This window comes from Candidatus Woesearchaeota archaeon, assembly GCA_016214075.1.
GTDB lineage: Archaea > Nanobdellota > Nanobdellia > Woesearchaeales > DSVV01 > JACRPI01.
On sequence record JACRPI010000005.1, the window covers coordinates 128,333 to 143,554 of the forward strand.

At 39.1% G+C, this 15,222-nt stretch carries 15 protein-coding genes and 1 tRNA gene; 9 read left to right on the forward strand and 7 right to left on the reverse strand.

The window, feature by feature from the left end:
- Positions 1 to 28 precede the first annotated feature (28 nt).
- Positions 29 to 829 (forward strand): hypothetical protein, encoded by an 801-nt coding sequence (locus tag HZC31_01425; GenBank protein MBI5002026.1) that lies wholly within the window; start codon positions 29 to 31, stop codon positions 827 to 829.
- A 183-nt stretch (positions 830 to 1,012) separates the two neighbouring features.
- Here the strand turns inward: HZC31_01425 and HZC31_01430 are convergent, their stop codons facing one another.
- Positions 1,013 to 1,498 carry a hypothetical protein gene (locus tag HZC31_01430; GenBank protein MBI5002027.1) on the reverse strand — a complete coding sequence of 162 codons (486 nt, stop codon included), beginning with the start codon at positions 1,496 to 1,498 and terminating at the stop codon, positions 1,013 to 1,015.
- Positions 1,495 to 1,971 carry a hypothetical protein gene (locus HZC31_01435; GenBank protein MBI5002028.1) on the reverse strand — a complete coding sequence of 159 codons (477 nt, stop codon included), beginning with the start codon at positions 1,969 to 1,971 and terminating at the stop codon, positions 1,495 to 1,497. The genes HZC31_01430 and HZC31_01435 overlap by 4 nt, the downstream gene beginning before the upstream one ends.
- A gap of 250 nt (positions 1,972 to 2,221) precedes the next feature.
- Here HZC31_01435 and HZC31_01440 point away from each other — a divergent pair, with 250 nt between their 5' ends.
- Complete coding sequence (locus HZC31_01440; GenBank protein ID MBI5002029.1) at positions 2,222 to 2,836, forward strand: hypothetical protein; 615 nt, start codon at positions 2,222 to 2,224, stop codon at positions 2,834 to 2,836.
- A gap of 1,270 nt (positions 2,837 to 4,106) precedes the next feature.
- Positions 4,107 to 5,189, forward strand: a complete 1,083-nt coding sequence (locus HZC31_01445; GenBank protein MBI5002030.1) for a hypothetical protein — start codon at positions 4,107 to 4,109, stop codon at positions 5,187 to 5,189.
- 39 nt (positions 5,190 to 5,228) lie between these two features.
- Here HZC31_01445 and HZC31_01450 read toward each other — a convergent pair whose 3' ends face one another.
- Positions 5,229 to 5,822 (reverse strand): hypothetical protein, encoded by a 594-nt coding sequence (locus HZC31_01450; protein MBI5002031.1) that lies wholly within the window; start codon positions 5,820 to 5,822, stop codon positions 5,229 to 5,231.
- Between the two features lie 220 nt (positions 5,823 to 6,042).
- On the reverse strand, positions 6,043 to 6,867 hold the full coding sequence (locus tag HZC31_01455) for a hypothetical protein (protein ID MBI5002032.1): 825 nt from the start codon (positions 6,865 to 6,867) through the stop codon (positions 6,043 to 6,045).
- A 103-nt stretch (positions 6,868 to 6,970) separates the two neighbouring features.
- On the opposite strand from HZC31_01455, the gene HZC31_01460 reads away from it, so the two are divergent.
- Together HZC31_01460 and HZC31_01465 are read left to right on the forward strand one after the other, a co-directional pair.
- On the forward strand, positions 6,971 to 7,636 hold the full coding sequence (locus HZC31_01460; protein MBI5002033.1) for a hypothetical protein: 666 nt from the start codon (positions 6,971 to 6,973) through the stop codon (positions 7,634 to 7,636).
- A gap of 105 nt (positions 7,637 to 7,741) precedes the next feature.
- Positions 7,742 to 8,842 (forward strand): histone deacetylase, encoded by a 1,101-nt coding sequence (locus HZC31_01465; GenBank protein ID MBI5002034.1) that lies wholly within the window; start codon positions 7,742 to 7,744, stop codon positions 8,840 to 8,842.
- Between the two features lie 5 nt (positions 8,843 to 8,847).
- Here the strand turns inward: HZC31_01465 and HZC31_01470 are convergent, their stop codons facing one another.
- Complete coding sequence (locus HZC31_01470; GenBank protein MBI5002035.1) at positions 8,848 to 10,995, reverse strand: hypothetical protein; 2,148 nt, start codon at positions 10,993 to 10,995, stop codon at positions 8,848 to 8,850.
- Positions 10,982 to 11,752, reverse strand: coding sequence for a hypothetical protein (locus HZC31_01475; GenBank protein MBI5002036.1), 771 nt, complete (start codon positions 11,750 to 11,752; stop codon positions 10,982 to 10,984). The genes HZC31_01470 and HZC31_01475 overlap by 14 nt, the downstream gene beginning before the upstream one ends.
- Positions 11,753 to 11,896: 144 nt before the next feature.
- Between HZC31_01475 and HZC31_01480 the strand changes: the two genes are divergently transcribed.
- Complete coding sequence (locus tag HZC31_01480) at positions 11,897 to 12,253, forward strand: hypothetical protein (protein ID MBI5002037.1); 357 nt, start codon at positions 11,897 to 11,899, stop codon at positions 12,251 to 12,253.
- Between the two features lie 164 nt (positions 12,254 to 12,417).
- Entirely contained in the window at positions 12,418 to 13,257 is an 840-nt protein-coding gene (locus HZC31_01485; GenBank protein MBI5002038.1) for a hypothetical protein, read from the forward strand.
- Positions 13,258 to 13,262: 5 nt separating this feature from the next.
- Here the strand turns inward: HZC31_01485 and HZC31_01490 are convergent, their stop codons facing one another.
- Positions 13,263 to 13,871 carry a hypothetical protein gene (locus HZC31_01490; protein ID MBI5002039.1) on the reverse strand — a complete coding sequence of 203 codons (609 nt, stop codon included), beginning with the start codon at positions 13,869 to 13,871 and terminating at the stop codon, positions 13,263 to 13,265.
- Between the two features lie 119 nt (positions 13,872 to 13,990).
- On the opposite strand from HZC31_01490, the gene HZC31_01495 reads away from it, so the two are divergent.
- A complete protein-coding gene (locus tag HZC31_01495; GenBank protein MBI5002040.1) occupies positions 13,991 to 14,749 on the forward strand; it encodes a hypothetical protein in 759 nt (252 codons plus the stop codon).
- Between the two features lie 164 nt (positions 14,750 to 14,913).
- Positions 14,914 to 15,028, forward strand: a tRNA-Leu gene (locus tag HZC31_01500).
- The last annotated feature ends 194 nt before the right edge of the window (positions 15,029 to 15,222 follow it).

Below are 15,222 nucleotides of genomic sequence, written 5' to 3' on the forward strand. Positions count from 1 at the left end.
TATATCTCCTCATTGGAAAGAATATAATATGGTAATAATGCAACAACAAAGGGCTATGGCAAATTTTGTGACGAAGTTAGTAGAAACAGCAGACCGTTATGATATAAGAGAAAAGACTGATGATCATCTTCTTGTCGCGCAAAAAAGAGAGATTGCAAGAAATCCAGAACATCCTGTTCAAGTGTACATTGCGCTTCTTACAGGAAATATGACTATCGCAGAATATAATCGTTTGGTCGGACAAAATACACAGCAAGGCGTCTACACTGCAAATGTTTTCTACAAAGATGGGGAAACAGCGATGGTACGACTTGGAGCGCGAGGACATGTCAAAGGAAATGACAGAAGTCTCAAATTATATTGTAAAACAGATATAGACAAGATGGTTCATCTCAGAGGTTTAGAAGCGCGGGTTCTTGAGATAGAGCGTCCAGCAGAGACGCTTGTTTATTATCAGCCAGAAACAGCGCGCCTTCCAGAATCATTGCGTGGATATGAAATGCGGTCTGTAACATTAGATTACACCCATCTCGAGCCAGGAGATAAAGGATATGGGTTTAGAGAAGGAAAACAAACAGCGGCAGATTACCGACTTGCGGAAGAAGTATATCAGCGACTGGCTTCTGACAGTGTCATGTTCAAAGATACAGGATCAAGAAGATATACGATGAACATTGTTCCGCCTACCGCACAACCAATACAAGTTGCTCCTCTTCCACAACCACTACATCGTGTTTCAGATTCACAGCCAACACTAATTTCTCGAGAGCAAATAACAGCTCCTTCTACAACTGTGCGCGGAAAGCAATTACCATTATTTGGAAAGTAAATTACTTCCAATATTTCATCGGCAGAACAAAAACCAACCACAGCACACCAAATCCAAGAAAGAAATACAGTGAATCATAAGGTGCTACCTTAGTGTACGCGGTAAAAATAACATAATAAAGAAAATGAGTGACAGTAAGTAAAATACCTATTCCAGCAAATATTTTTTTAAAAAAAGACGATGTCATGGGGGAGTTATTTGTTCTAGTGCTTTTATATCTTCTGTTCTTTTAATCTCTTCTCCAACAGCGAGAAGACCAGAGAGATATTTTTGCTGATGAAAGGATTTCTCATCGGCAGGGAGAAAATCATACAGAATCATTGCGCCAGTGTCAAGAGAAATGATCAAGGAAACTCCTCCTGACACACCAAGATCCACGTATTCATAATGAGGATTTTTTCCTTCTTGGAACAAAAGAACATCGTCAATATACTCACCACTATCGCCAGAAGGTTTGTAAAGAACTGTGTATTCTTCTCTTCCACTTTCATATTGCGCCCAGTAATATCCTTCATGTATTTGCTCTTTTTGGATAACAGAAGCAGCGACAAGTCGCGCGATGGGAACAGTAGAATAAATGTGAACATTCGCGGACTCGATTGTCTGTGGCTTTGGAGCGCAAGCACCGAGAAGCAAAGCAACTAATGCGGACGCTGCGCCTTTTCTCACAATAATCCCTCACGTTTCATTTCACGATATACTTTTCGTACGACTGTCATATATTCATGAGAAACAAATGCCTGAAATTCGGGTTTTGTCGCTGTAACTGGAATTGGAGTTGCTGTTCCATCGAGAACAACATCATCAAGCGTATCATTGAGTCCAAAATCAATACAAGTATGGTCAAGTTTTTCAAAACTAAAATAAAAAATATCGTCGCTATAATCAAATGGCTTGTTTAAATCCATGTAACAAATACTGAGAGGTCCTGCGCCAGTATGAAGCGCGCCGCATTTCGCCCCTCTTCCCCCATCTTGGCCATGGTCGCGAAGATACGATGCAATCTCCTGTGTTTTTGTGGTAGGTTCAGGAAACTGAGGACTATCATAAACTTTACGCGCTTCAAATTCTTTATTATGGAGAGAAGTACACCCAGACGCAAGCATTCCTGCAAGCATTCCTCCTAAAATTGTTCTTTTCATGAACAAAAGAAACCGCTTTCCTCTTAAAAAAGTTCTGACACGACTTGAATAAACTATTCTAAAGTAACAACAAGCAAACTCTAAACCTCTAAACTCAAGCAAAAACAGGCAAAAAAAGAAACCTTTATATAGTAGTTCGTCCATATTAGTATACAGAAATGTATATTGGTAGCAAAGAGATGTGCACCAATATGGTTCAACGGCAACAAGTGTACTCAAAACAAAGACAACAGTGAAACAGGTGGTATGATTGGACATAGAACGATTAAAAAAATTAAATGCATTGGCAGGTGAATTAAAACATCAGGGAATCGCGAGCAACCACGAAGATGCTGCGTTTTTGGCAGTAACAATGGTCGGCGAAAGTGAAGAACAGGCATTGTCTGACATGCACATTAATGATGATCAATCCTTAGTTATCCGAGAAATTATCAAAGACAAACCACAAGTGAAACATGAAGAGCATGTTGAAGAAATAAAACAAGAACAAACAACGTTACAAGCACAGCCAAGTGAAGATGTCGCGAAACAAATTCAACAGTCCATGAAAAATGTCATGACGCGTGATGAGACGCAGGCGATCATGCAAAATTTCGCGACGCAAATCGTGAATGAGTTTAATGCGTTGCAACAAAAAATAGAACAAAATAATGCGCAGCTTGCAAAACTTGCGCAGCAGTTGAGCGGATTATCACTTTCACAGCAAAGACCAACGCAAGAAGTTCCTGTGCAAAGGACAATTCAAGATACACAACCAACGCAGCCAGCAGCGCAACCACAATCTGCTGGTAATCCTCGCACAGGAAGCTTTGCTGCAAATGATGTCGCGATCGAAAAAATGTTTTACTTTGGCGCAAAAAGATAAGAAAAAATTAAATAAAATTCATAGAAAATAAAGAAATAAAATTCACATTACTGAGATAAGAACACTGTGTCATGCGGTGTGTTTGTATAAGAGACTTATCCAATAAAATATTGTCGGAAAAAAGATAATGTTTTGTCAGGATGGAGGCACCAAAAATGCAAAGCTCGAATACAAAAATTGTGTGCAAGCGATGACAGTAAGATTTTTACCAAAAAATCTTATCGAACAGAAAAACGGCAAAGAGAAGAACACCAGTTCAGCCAAGAATAATTGTTCTTTTCTTTATGTTTTATTTGTTCTAAGTTGTTTGGCGCGGCTCAGTAAAATAAAAACCAAAATTGAGTAGTAGGCGTGGATAATGTTGTTCATGCAACAAGGAATGTTGTGAAACAGAAAAATATGTTTCCAGTATTCATTGGTCATCCTGTGTTTATCGAGAGAGAATACAGTGATGGTGTTTGAGACCAGGTATGTTCGATTGTTTTATTGCAAAGAACATAGTGTCTGTAGCTCAAGCATAAATGGCAGGAAAATGGACGTGGTGTCCCCGTTAAAGTAAGCAGTTATGGTGAAAACATAATTGCCGTATGTGAAACGCGTATGCGGAGACTGTTTATGAGGCTTACAAACTTGTAGATGGGATGCGCAGATGCAGGACATGTATGAAACTATGAAAAAAACTCTATTGACCCGCGTGCAGGAAAGAAACTGCTCAAGAACAGCAGAGTCTGTTGCCTACTAATCTCAATTCCTTTTATCATAGTCCATGAGTCGGCTCATGCTTTTTTTATGCTAAAAAAAGCAATCACAAAATTTGTCATGAACCATCATATCATGAATTGTTAGTTGGGTTGGTGTGCATCAGGAGTTCAACACACGTTGGTCTCTTTTTGAGTGAACATCAATCATAAGGAACTATGGGTCTTCGAAAGGAGGGCATAGTTCCTACTTTTTCTCTCATTCTTAGTCGAAGTTCTATGTTAATGAGGGTTCTATTTTTTTTCATTCTCAATAATAAATAATAAATACATAAGGATTCTCAAGGACTGTCAGGTGATTCAAAAAAATAAAGCAAAAAAAATGTTTGCTCAACTACAAAAGAAAATACACGCACCAGCAAAAACAAAACGTCAGGGGGACCCATTGCAGCAGCAATGGGGTCTTTATTGGGATGTCATGTAATAAACGGCACTCCTTTCAGAAAAAGCTCTTCAAAAAACCTAACCTTTAAAAATACCTTTTCATTACCTTCTCGTAGTGGGGGATTACTATGAATAAAGGATTACTATTTGCAATCAGTGTATTGATTTCAGCGCTTTTCTTGCCGGCTGTTTTCGCGGCAGGTCTTGGCTTTAGCGACATTGATGTTGAAATTGATGGCGAGAGCGACGATGATGTTGATGCGTCAGGCGGCTCATTTGAAGCAGCGCCAGGAGACAATATCGACCTCACTGTAGAAATTGAAAACACATTCTCCTCAGGAACAATAGATCATAACATAAAAAATATTGATATTATGATTGAGTTAAATTCTTTCTGTCCACAGAATAGTGATGATGAGATAGATGAAGAAATCCGAATCGACAATCTTGATCCAGGAGCGGATGACAGCGCAACGTTCCGTTTTACTATTCCAGACTGCGCAGAAGAAGACAATTTTGATCTTGACATTCGTGTCGAAGGAAAAGATGAAGACGGCACAGAATATGCGATCGATGAAACAATATTCATCAACGTCGACAAAAAGCCTTCTGAAGTAACACTTGATTTATTCCAGCCAGAACCACAAGTGCTTGATTGCGAAGATAGAACATTCAGTATTGCAGTAGAAGCGCACAATATCGGTTCTTTAGACGAAGACGCAGGCTTACTTATTATTAATAATGATCTTGGCGTCAACCGCTTTGAGTTCATGGATTTGCGAACAGGAAGTTGGACAGATGAAGACACGATGTTTGAAAAAACATACACCTTTGTTGTTGACGAAGATGTTGAAGCGGGAGACTATGACATTCGCGCAGAAGTAGAATATAATAGTAACAATAATGAAATCAAGCGATTCCAGACAGTAACTGTTCCAGAATGTTCTTCTGAAACAGCAGATGTTGAAGAGACAAATGATGACGAAGCAGAAGAACCTGCTGCTGAAGAAGCAGAGGAAGCTGAAGCGCAAGACGAAGAACCTGCCAAAGAAACAACCTCAACAACAGTCACTATTCCAGCAACTGAAGAAAGCGCAGAAGAAACAGCAAATGACGATTCTTCATTGTCTATTCCATTGTTGGCAGGAGCGTTAGCAGTTGGCTTGTTTATTCTATTTGCGATGATCATGATGCTTGTGAAGAAAAAGTAGTTTACGCTTCATTTTTTAATTTTATATTCTCTTATTTTTCTATTTATTCTTATCCATTTCATTTCTCAATCGTTCAATTCTCTCCACATTCCGTTTCATTTTCTCGTTTGCGTCAGCAACAAAGTGAGAAATTCCCTCTGAAGTGATCAAAAGCGTTCCAGCTTTTGCGACAGGAGCGTCCAAGCGATCATTCCCCACAATCTCCACAACAATCCGCTCTCCAAGTGAAATTGCGCCGCTGTGTTTCAATCCAGCGGTATTGCAAAGCAATAATAGCTGCTGCGCAGCGTCCAAATCTTTGCAAACAATGTGTAAAATAAGTGGTTCAAATCGAAAGAAAACAATGTCTGAAGAAATACTATTCACTGATTTTAGTTTCTCACTAATTTCAGAAAGCAAAACTTCTTGATGACTCACGAGAATCCATTCTGTTTCATTTTTCTTTCGATCAGGAGAAATGGAATAGAGTAAAATTCTGCCAGAGCACGAGCTTGTTGTATAATAAGAAGGATGTTTATTTATGACAGTAACAAGTTCTTTAATTTCTGCGTCAATAAATCCTTTTTTTGATTTATCGCGAAGTCCTGATTCCAGTTCTGCGAGATATTTCTGTTTTTGTTTGTCAAAATCCATCTAATAAAAGAATCATTCAGTATTCTTAAATTTTAATGTATAAAAAGTAAAATTACCCTTTCAAACACAATCGCCAAGAACGAAAAAAACACGCACCCGCAAAAGCAAAAATGTCAGGGGGATCCATTGCGTCAGCAATGGGGTTTATTGAAGTTTCGTTAAAATATATTATAATTCAACAATAAGAAAAAGGAACTATAAAAAATAATTAAAACACAACTCAATCCTTCTGCGCTTCAACAATCTTTTTGATCGCGTCAACAAAATCATGCGCGTCTTTGTAATATCTCTCATACGTTTTACCGTCAATATCTTTAATCTTGCGGTGTAAAATTAACTTAGACAATGTATACATCGTCTGCATTGTTTTTGCGTGTTTCCCATCTAAAATCTTCTTCTTCACCAGTTTTTCTTCGAGCATAGCAGAAACATCTTTTGGTTGTGGAGGCAAGACACCATGCATCATTAAAGCAGCGTGCGCCGCGTCAATGCAAGCCCAATAAAGATCAAGTGTTCCTTGCAACACGTGCCAACGGGAATTAAACAATGTAGTCGGAGCGCGGCTGTAATACGCGTTTACTGCTTCAGGGGTTGGTCTGATTCTTCCCTGATGTAATAATAATTGAAGCGGATAAAAAAAGCCAGTATCGAGCAGCGCGACACCATTGCGAAGCATATTGATTCCGATGGGATCACCAATTCGAGTATATTCCCAAAAACTGGTAAACTTTAGTGTCGTCACATGCAGTCGTCGTGAAGTTTCCGCGATTGTTCGTTCAACAACAATTCTGTAGGTTTCAACAACTTCAGGAGAAAGATAATAGGTGACATCATCAACGATCATGAGAATATCAATGTCTCCTTCGTGTTTGATGCTGAGTTCTTCAGGTTTTTGTTCAGTGACAGAACCAAACAATACAACACAGCGCAAGAATGTTCCAAACTCTTTATGTACTTTTTTAGTAAAGTCATATGCAATGTCTGTATCTCTTTTTGCATATCTGCGCAGTTCTAAGGGATCTCTTTTTTTGACAGTAAAATCCATGGGTCATTTTCTGCCGGATTGCATATATAAATCTTTGTTACTTTTGGAGAATGGTGTTATAATTTCAAAAGATATAAATACTCTAGGGACAAAAAAATCATAGATGAATGAAACACAAGACCAAAAGCAGCAAAACATTGATCAGCTGTTAGATGAAAAACTAAAACCCTTAATTCAGGAAGCGACAACAAAGGCGTTAGGGATTACAGTGAGCGAGTTAACAGAAGACATCACCGCGAAATTAGTTAAAACGCCGTTTATTGATTTCCAAATTAACACGTTGATAAAATACAAACAGGCAAAGCGGTTGTTCAAAAAAGCATATCTGCAAAAAATGCTAGAGTTAAATCTTGGAAATATTTCAGAAGTTGCGGATATTGCAGGCGCAGAGAGAAGAAGCATTCATCGTCTCATCAATCAGTTGCACATCAATGTGCATAAAATCAAAGAAGAATTGATTCGCCCGTATGATCTCAAAATATCCGCAGTGAGTCAGGCGATTGAAGATGTGCTCGCAAAATACAAGCCAGTGATTCATCCAAAAAAATTAGAAGAGATGTATAAAAACGTCAGCCAGCTGAGCGAAAATCTTGCAAAAGAATTGCCAGAAAAAAAAGTAACGCTCAAAGAAGCAGAAGAAGAATTTGAGCGAAAATACCTCCAAAAAGCGCTGGAAGAAAATCAGCATAATATTACAAGAACCGCAAAAAAGATTGGTCTCAGATACGAAACACTGCAGAGAAAAATGAAAGTGTTGGGGATTCGCTGACTAATTGTTTAAGCATTTTGGAGAGATCTTCTTAATCAACACGATGTCACTTAAAAGTAGTAATATGGCGAAATCTTTATAAACCCTTTAGTATCTCTCTTTTGGATGGATGAACAGGGAAAACTCTCTCGCCGAGCACTTTTCTATGGTGTAGCGGGCGGAACATTGGGTGTAGGACTAGGTGCTAGTCTGTGTGCTTTTCTACGAAAACCTTCTTTAGAAGAGGTTCTTGATCTCACAACAGAACCTGTTGATCCAAAAACAGCAGGACGTTTTGTTTGGAATCCCGCGTATGAAGCATTATGGACAGAAGATTTTCTAGTGAAGCAGTACAGAGAAACAGTTGGACATCCAACTGTTGTGGAGAAATTCCGAAGACTTCATGAAAGATTAAAAAGAGAAGGGGGTTTAACAGAAAGAGATTTTTCAGGAGTCGTTGCAATGTCTATGAAAGATTATGGAAGAGTTCATACAGAAGAATATCTTACGAGAGTTGCGGATCTTGGAGAAGATACAACATTTAATAGTTCTTTATTAGAAGAAACGCCAATATTCAAAGGAACTGTCCAACTTCAAGGAGCATTTGTCAATGGAACATATACTGCCGCGCAGATCGCGCTTGCGCAGGGAATTGCAATGAATCTTGGCGGTGGTCTTCATCACGCAATGCCTTCTTCAGAAGAAGGGTTTTGTATATTTAGTGACATTAGCATCGCAATAAAAAGACTGCATGCTGAACAAAAGATTGAGAAAGCAATGATTATTGATTGTGACGTGCATCATGGAAATGGAAACGCAGTCGCGTTAAGAGGAACAACCACGTATATTGCGGATTTCTATCAAGAGAACACGTATCCTTCAAGAAAAGAAAAGGTACAACTTCCCATTGCTTTAGACACGACAAAAGTAAAAGTAGATGACGATGTATACCTGCATTTATTACAGAGAACAATCGACGCAGTCGCGGAACAAAAGCCAGACGTAGTTTTTTATCTTGCGGGCGCTGATCCATTTGAAGAGGACATGCTTGGTGATTTCCAACTCTCAAAACAAGGATTAGAAGCGCGAGATCGTTTTATTATAGAAAATGTTAGAAAGATGGGAATTCCTGTGGTGGTAACACTTGCGGGAGGATATGCGCGAAATCCTGATGATCTTGTGGATATTCATTATAATACAGCAAAGGTTGTAAAAGAGCAAATATAATTTTTTCAGGAAACTATTTTAGTCAATTTTGCAACTTGTTGTTCAACAGGTCCAGAAACCTCGTTAGGTATTTCTACAAGGTTTGGATTGTCTACAAGAAGTTTTCGCGGTGTTGTTTCTATTTGCGCGGCGAGAAGTCCTTGCGCGTATGTCCACATGTCAACTTCAGTTCCTCTTGCAGTAAAGTCACTAAAGCTCACGCCATAACCAGGTGCAGCTTCTTCTATCTCAGGCGATGCTTCCATATTAAATTCACAGAATCCGCTGCACGTAAAACCAGGAGATAATTTTTTTACAGCGGCATTGTAAACATCGTCATGAGGAATAGGAAGATCAACAGGGTCATAATGTTTATAGTCAGAACCCGCAAGACGCTCTGCAGACTCAATAATAGGAGTAGGATCTTGTACTTGTATTTCATAAACTCCATCTGTTTGTTGTGAAAAAAGACTTTGTTCAAAAGGTTGAATTGTTGCAGAAACACCATTTTCTTCTGCAACCCACCATTGATCGTCTTTGTAGTACATAAGTCCCGCGTGTCCCCATTCTTTGAATTCAAGATCTTTCCCAACAAGCGCTTCTGCTGCGGATCCCCCTTTGTAGCCAAGAACATAGACTTTGCTTGTGTCAAGGGTATATTTATGATCTCGTTCTGGGTATTGTAAGCCTGAGTCATCATAAACTTCAACAGGAGGAGTAGTAAATTCAAGAACTTCTTTTTTTGATACTAGAGAGTATCCAGTGCCTTGTTCAGTTTTCACGTTGACATAACCACCATCAGCCATGCTCACGCCAACCTCTCCACAAGAAGCGTGTCTCCCTTCTCCAGGAGGATCACGGTCGCAGTGTACGTAAAAATAACTATATTGAATAGGTTTGTCTTCTCCAGAAGCATACTCAACAGCGTTAACGCCGTTCACTAACACAACGCCTGGTTTTGTTACTTTAAAATTATTATTATAATACGTTGCTTCTCCTCCATTCATTCCAGCCATAAGGCGGAAAGACGCCTGCTCATCATCAACGTCCACATATTTATTTTGTTCAGTAAAAGAGTAAGGGAAATAGGGACCTGGATTTCCGCCACCAACATCGCCAAATGCGACATAATAATCAGAACCACTCATTTTCATATATCCATCTGCTACAATCATGTAATTTCCAGCGGCAGCAGGAGGTTTCTCAAAAAAAACCTGAACACTTGTCTTCTGGGTATTGATATAAACCCCATCAACGCTTTGAGGAACATAAGACAATGGTTGCTGTGTAAAGAAAAAACTATTTTCTGTTATATAGGGATCGCCCTCAATAACATGCTGGTCTCCGCTATTAAAACTGATTGTTCGTGTACTTAATCTTTCTGTTTGAGCATAAAGAAAATTGTTGTCATCATCAACAATAAGCGTTGTCTTCATACCACTTCCATGGATTATAATGTCGGGACTTCCATGCGCGTCGTAATTACAATCTGCGGTGCAAGAGAGATATCCATTGACATAGACAAAGGTATCTGAATCACCGCTCATTGTAATATAGTTCGTTCCATCACCTATTTTAGTATCTGGTTCTATGTTCGCTTGAAGAATCGTTCTGCTTCCTTTTTCAAAATTAAAACCATCAACCTCTGATCGTGCATAAAATTGAGGTTCATAAAGATTTTGAACAGCAAAAGAGTCAGAACCAGTCATAGAGATCGTTCCGGACTCGATAAAGATGATGACGCCATCCTCAACAATCCCTGTTCCACCAATAGAAGCGGTTCTGCCAAAGTTCACGACAGAATCTTTGAACTCCAGATCAAGGGACGAAGGTACTGCGAGAGTAACAGTGCTGTCTACTGCGGTCATCGTACTTGTGTCGAGAGCTCCTCCTTCGATGGTATCTCCGGAAGGAAGGGAGATTGTTCCACCATTAGTATCAATAATGAGGTCATCCGGAAGATCAGTAAGGGTCAATGAAGCGCCCGAAGTCATTGTCAATATTCCTCCTTCATAAGTACAGCCACTATCACAGCCTTGAAGCGAAGAGGAATCTATTCCTGTTTCTTCATAAAATCCTGTATCATCAAGATCTGTTTCTGCGATAACTCCTTGAAGGAGAGAGAAGAGAATAAACAAAAACACAAGGAGAGAAGCAGTTTTATTGAGAAGCAAAAGGATCACCCCATTCGTAGAGGACAGCGAACATAAATTTTTCATTTGCCTGCGTTTCCTCGTTAGGAATATCAAGACGATAAATAACAGTGGTGTTAAAGTTTCCTGCGTTGATGTAAACTTCATACTTTTCTCCAATCTCTGTAAGTTCACCAAGAGGCATCTTTGTCGCGTCATCATGTGCTGCAACTATTTCAGAAGCGACAGTGTGTGCGAGAAGAAGTTTGCTTGGGATTTCAACAGTAAAAAAGTCATAAGTTGCTGTTGTTCCTGCAATACTCAAGGTAATTGGATACTGCAGTTGAAATGCAACAGCATCGTTTCCTATAACTGTTGTCGCAGACGGTGCTTGTGTTGTTATTTCGTATCCTTGTTGAGTAAGTGAACTAAAATTGTCAAGGCATTGAGGAAGATAGTACAACATGTATGACGCAAGTTCATTCTCAACTGTTTCAAGAGAAGGAATGTTGCTGCCGTTAGGGGAATAATAATGCGGAATTTCGTAAAATCCAAGACGAAACGAGGATCCAGATGTTGTAAAATAACCTCCTTGCCTTGGAACAAAAATAAGCGCGTTTTCACCAATCTGTTCCATACAACTTTCAACGTACGATTCAAGTGGAGAGAGCGTCGTAGAAACTTCACGAATAGTCACAATTTCTTCTTGTTTTGTTTGTGTATAAAAAACAAAGAACCCTGTAACCAGAACAAGAAGTAGACCAAGAAGTATAAAGATGCTGATCTGTCCTCTTTTCATGGGTTTCTTTTAGGCATCCGTCTATATAAATGTTGCTCATGATCTTTTTGTCTCACTTGTTTTCTCTCTTTCCTCTATGTTCTTTTAAAGATAAAGATCTTAGTAATACTCATAATGATATTTGTGTCATAGGTGAATTACAATATGAGTAAAGGAGGAGCAGTAGGAACGTATTCCGGAAATAGTGTCGCAAGTTTTGGTTATTTAGGATTTCCGCAGAGAAGCGGATTTAGTTTTTATCCTGGCGGGAGCGGCTTGCTACAACCAACTGATGGAAACCTGTATGCACCAAGACAGGGGCATGGAATGCCGGAGTTTTCTCCTATTCCACGTTATGAAGGAAATGGAAAAAGCCCCATAACATTCAATGCAGCAGCGATGTACAAAGGTTCATCTATTGATGATAAAATAACGGGAAATTATACAGTGAAAAAACAAGACGCAGAAAGAAAAAGAAAACCATATCTCTTGGCACCAGAGATGATGGATTATTTACACTAATTCACATAATCAGAAGAAAAAAACGCATCTCCTCGCATATAAATTCGCTCAGTAAAGTCCACAAACACAATTTATCCTTTTACTAAAAATAAAAAAAGGATGAATAGTGATCAAGCAGCGAGGCGAATTAAAGGAGTTGAGTGGCGAAACAAAACGTGAACAACATGTACAACCAAGGATATCAAAGCAGATTTGGCGGATACCAAACAGCGCAAGCGCTCTACACACCAAGAATGTATCATTCAGAGTCTTCTTCAATTGATACGCTCATCCATAAAACCGCGTCAACTGCGTCAATCGCGCCTATTCAGGAATATAACCCAAGCAAACCAATGCAGGAGAGAAGAGAAACAACATACACCTCTTCTCCTCTTGTGGCATTTACCTACAATCAAAAAGTAGAATCGTATTTTCCCAATCAGAGAAAAAAAGAATATCACGCGACAGAAGGTTTCTTAAAATTATACAGACCAAAAACACAGTTCATTGAAGCGGCGGCAGACATAGAAGGTTTGGTCAAAGAAACGTTCAAACACACGACAGGGAAAGATTTCCCAGACAATATTGTTGTGAGAGTTCTTGACAAAGAAGAAATGAAACAGGTGCATGAACAAAATGGCGGAATGTGGAGTGATTCGATCCAAGGATTTTCTATGAATAGCAACAGAAACAATTCAGCAAAACAAGTATTTGTTAAGCAAGCGGATTTAGACAAAGTAATGATTGTTGTTGGTCACGAAATTGGGCATGTGCTCACGCCATCACTTTCAAACGCGCACGACGAAGAAGCGAAGGCGTTTGCGTTTGAATTTGCGTGGATAGAAGCAATCATGAAACACAATATTGCCAATCTCAAAGCAAACCTCACGTTGGATATGAAACCAGCGAGTAATGGGTTGCATGATGTCGCGAGTAATTTTGTAAAGACATTACTCAAAATGGGAAAAGAGGCGATTGATGTGTATGGAGAAATTGTGGGGAGAGTGGTGACTCTTTCCCTTTAGTCTCACTAAAATTTCTTCGCAACAAAAATACCGTAGGTAGGTGTTGTTGCAATACTATTGCCAACTTGAACCAGATCAAGGGCTCCTCCAACAGTGTAGCCGTGAGCTCCAATTCCTAATCGCAATCGTTCAGTGCTCCATTCATGTCCTCTAAGACCAACATCAGTAATAGTTTCAAGCTGTCCAAAACCAGATATTTCTTTTCCAAGTGTTGGAGCATAAGTCAGTCGCAGCGTCAGTTCTGCGTTTGGATCTCCAGCAACCTCTGCACTAAGCTCTCCAAAAAAACTAAATGCTTTTTGCTGAGTAAAATATTCTGTTCCTAAGCGGGGAACAATCCCCATCTCTGGTGCAGCTTGCACTTCAGCAACTGCGTCTAAACCTCCAACGAGAGTATATGCGATATCACCAACAAAAAATGTGCTGACTGCATTTTCATAATCAACAGTTGTTCTGTTTCTGCCATAGAGCATTGTTCTTGGAGCAAGTTCTCCAGAGAATCTTGTGTCGAGCGTGCTGCTTTCATTGGCAAGCATAAGTTCTGCAGAAACCCCTGCGTGTGCTGTGTTTATTGTTCCTAAAGAGATCATTCCTACTATGAGTTGTCGTTTCATATTGTCACCTTTGTTGTTATTACTTGTAAGAAGTGGTTGAGAAGTATATTAGCTTTAGCACACCACTACTGGTATAATAATATAAAAATATAAAAACAACAAGATAAATCTGTATGAGGATGGACATAAGACTCCTTAAGGAAGCAGGATTAACAGGCGGAGAGATCAAAGTGTATCTCGCATTGCTAGGTTTAGGACTATCAACAACGGGTCCAATAATAGAAAAATCCAGAATTGCGCGATCCATTATTTACCAGATACTTGAGAAGCTCATGCAAAAAGGATTAGTGTCTGTCATTACAAAAGAAAAAACAAAGTATTTTCAGGCAGCGGAGCCAAATAAAATTATCGAATACATTGATGAGCGAGAAAAACAGCTGCTTGAAAATAAAAAGCAAATAGAGAATATGCTTCCAGAGCTTCTTCTGAAGCAAAAGATGGCGCCGAAAAGTTCGACAACAATGTATTTTGGGTACAAAGGCATTAGAACAGCGCATGAACATTCGTACGAAAAAGTAAAGAAAGGTGAAGAATATTTGTATCTTGGTGTTCCTGCGTATCAGCCAAAAGAGCAGCATCTATACTGGCAACGAGATCATATTCGAAGAATGAAAATGGGAATTACCTTGCGGGTTCTTTTTAATAATGACACCGATATTTCTATTTTAAAAAACAGAAATTCGTTTAAAGGTCTTGATGCGCGATATATGCCAAAAGGAATCACAACCCCTGCATGTTTTTTGATCTACAAAGACACGACGGTGATTATTCTTCAAACACCTGAAGCGATCGCAGTGGAGATTGTGAATCAACATATTGCGGATTCCTTCAAATCATATTTTGAAGAATTCTGGAAGCAGAGTAAAAAACTCAAATAAACTCTAATTCCCTTTTCGCCATATCCGTAAGATTTTCGGATAAAACGTTTCTTTCCGAAATGTATTCGGTTAAACCGAAAAAATAAGCAAATTTCTTCAAATATTTTCGGAAAACTCGTCGATACTTTCTTTAATAAGTTTGTTCTAAGAAATTGATAGATCTTGCCGAGGTCGCCTAATCAGGTTATGGCAGCGACCTGAGAAGCCCAAAGTAACTTTGGACTTCAGAGAGTCGTAGCGTTGTCCAGACGCATCGGGGTTCAAATCCCCGCCTCGGCGTTTATTATCTTCTTCTCAGATTTAAATGTTGCGATATATTTTCAAACAAGAACAAGACATTGTCTATTTAGCGTCATCTATATATATTAGTTAATTCTTAGGTTGTTTTGGTGATTTTTATGGACATTCAATGTTTGAACTGTAAATCCAGTGATATTGCTAAAAAAGGTTATAGAAAAAATAAGTTAGGAAAA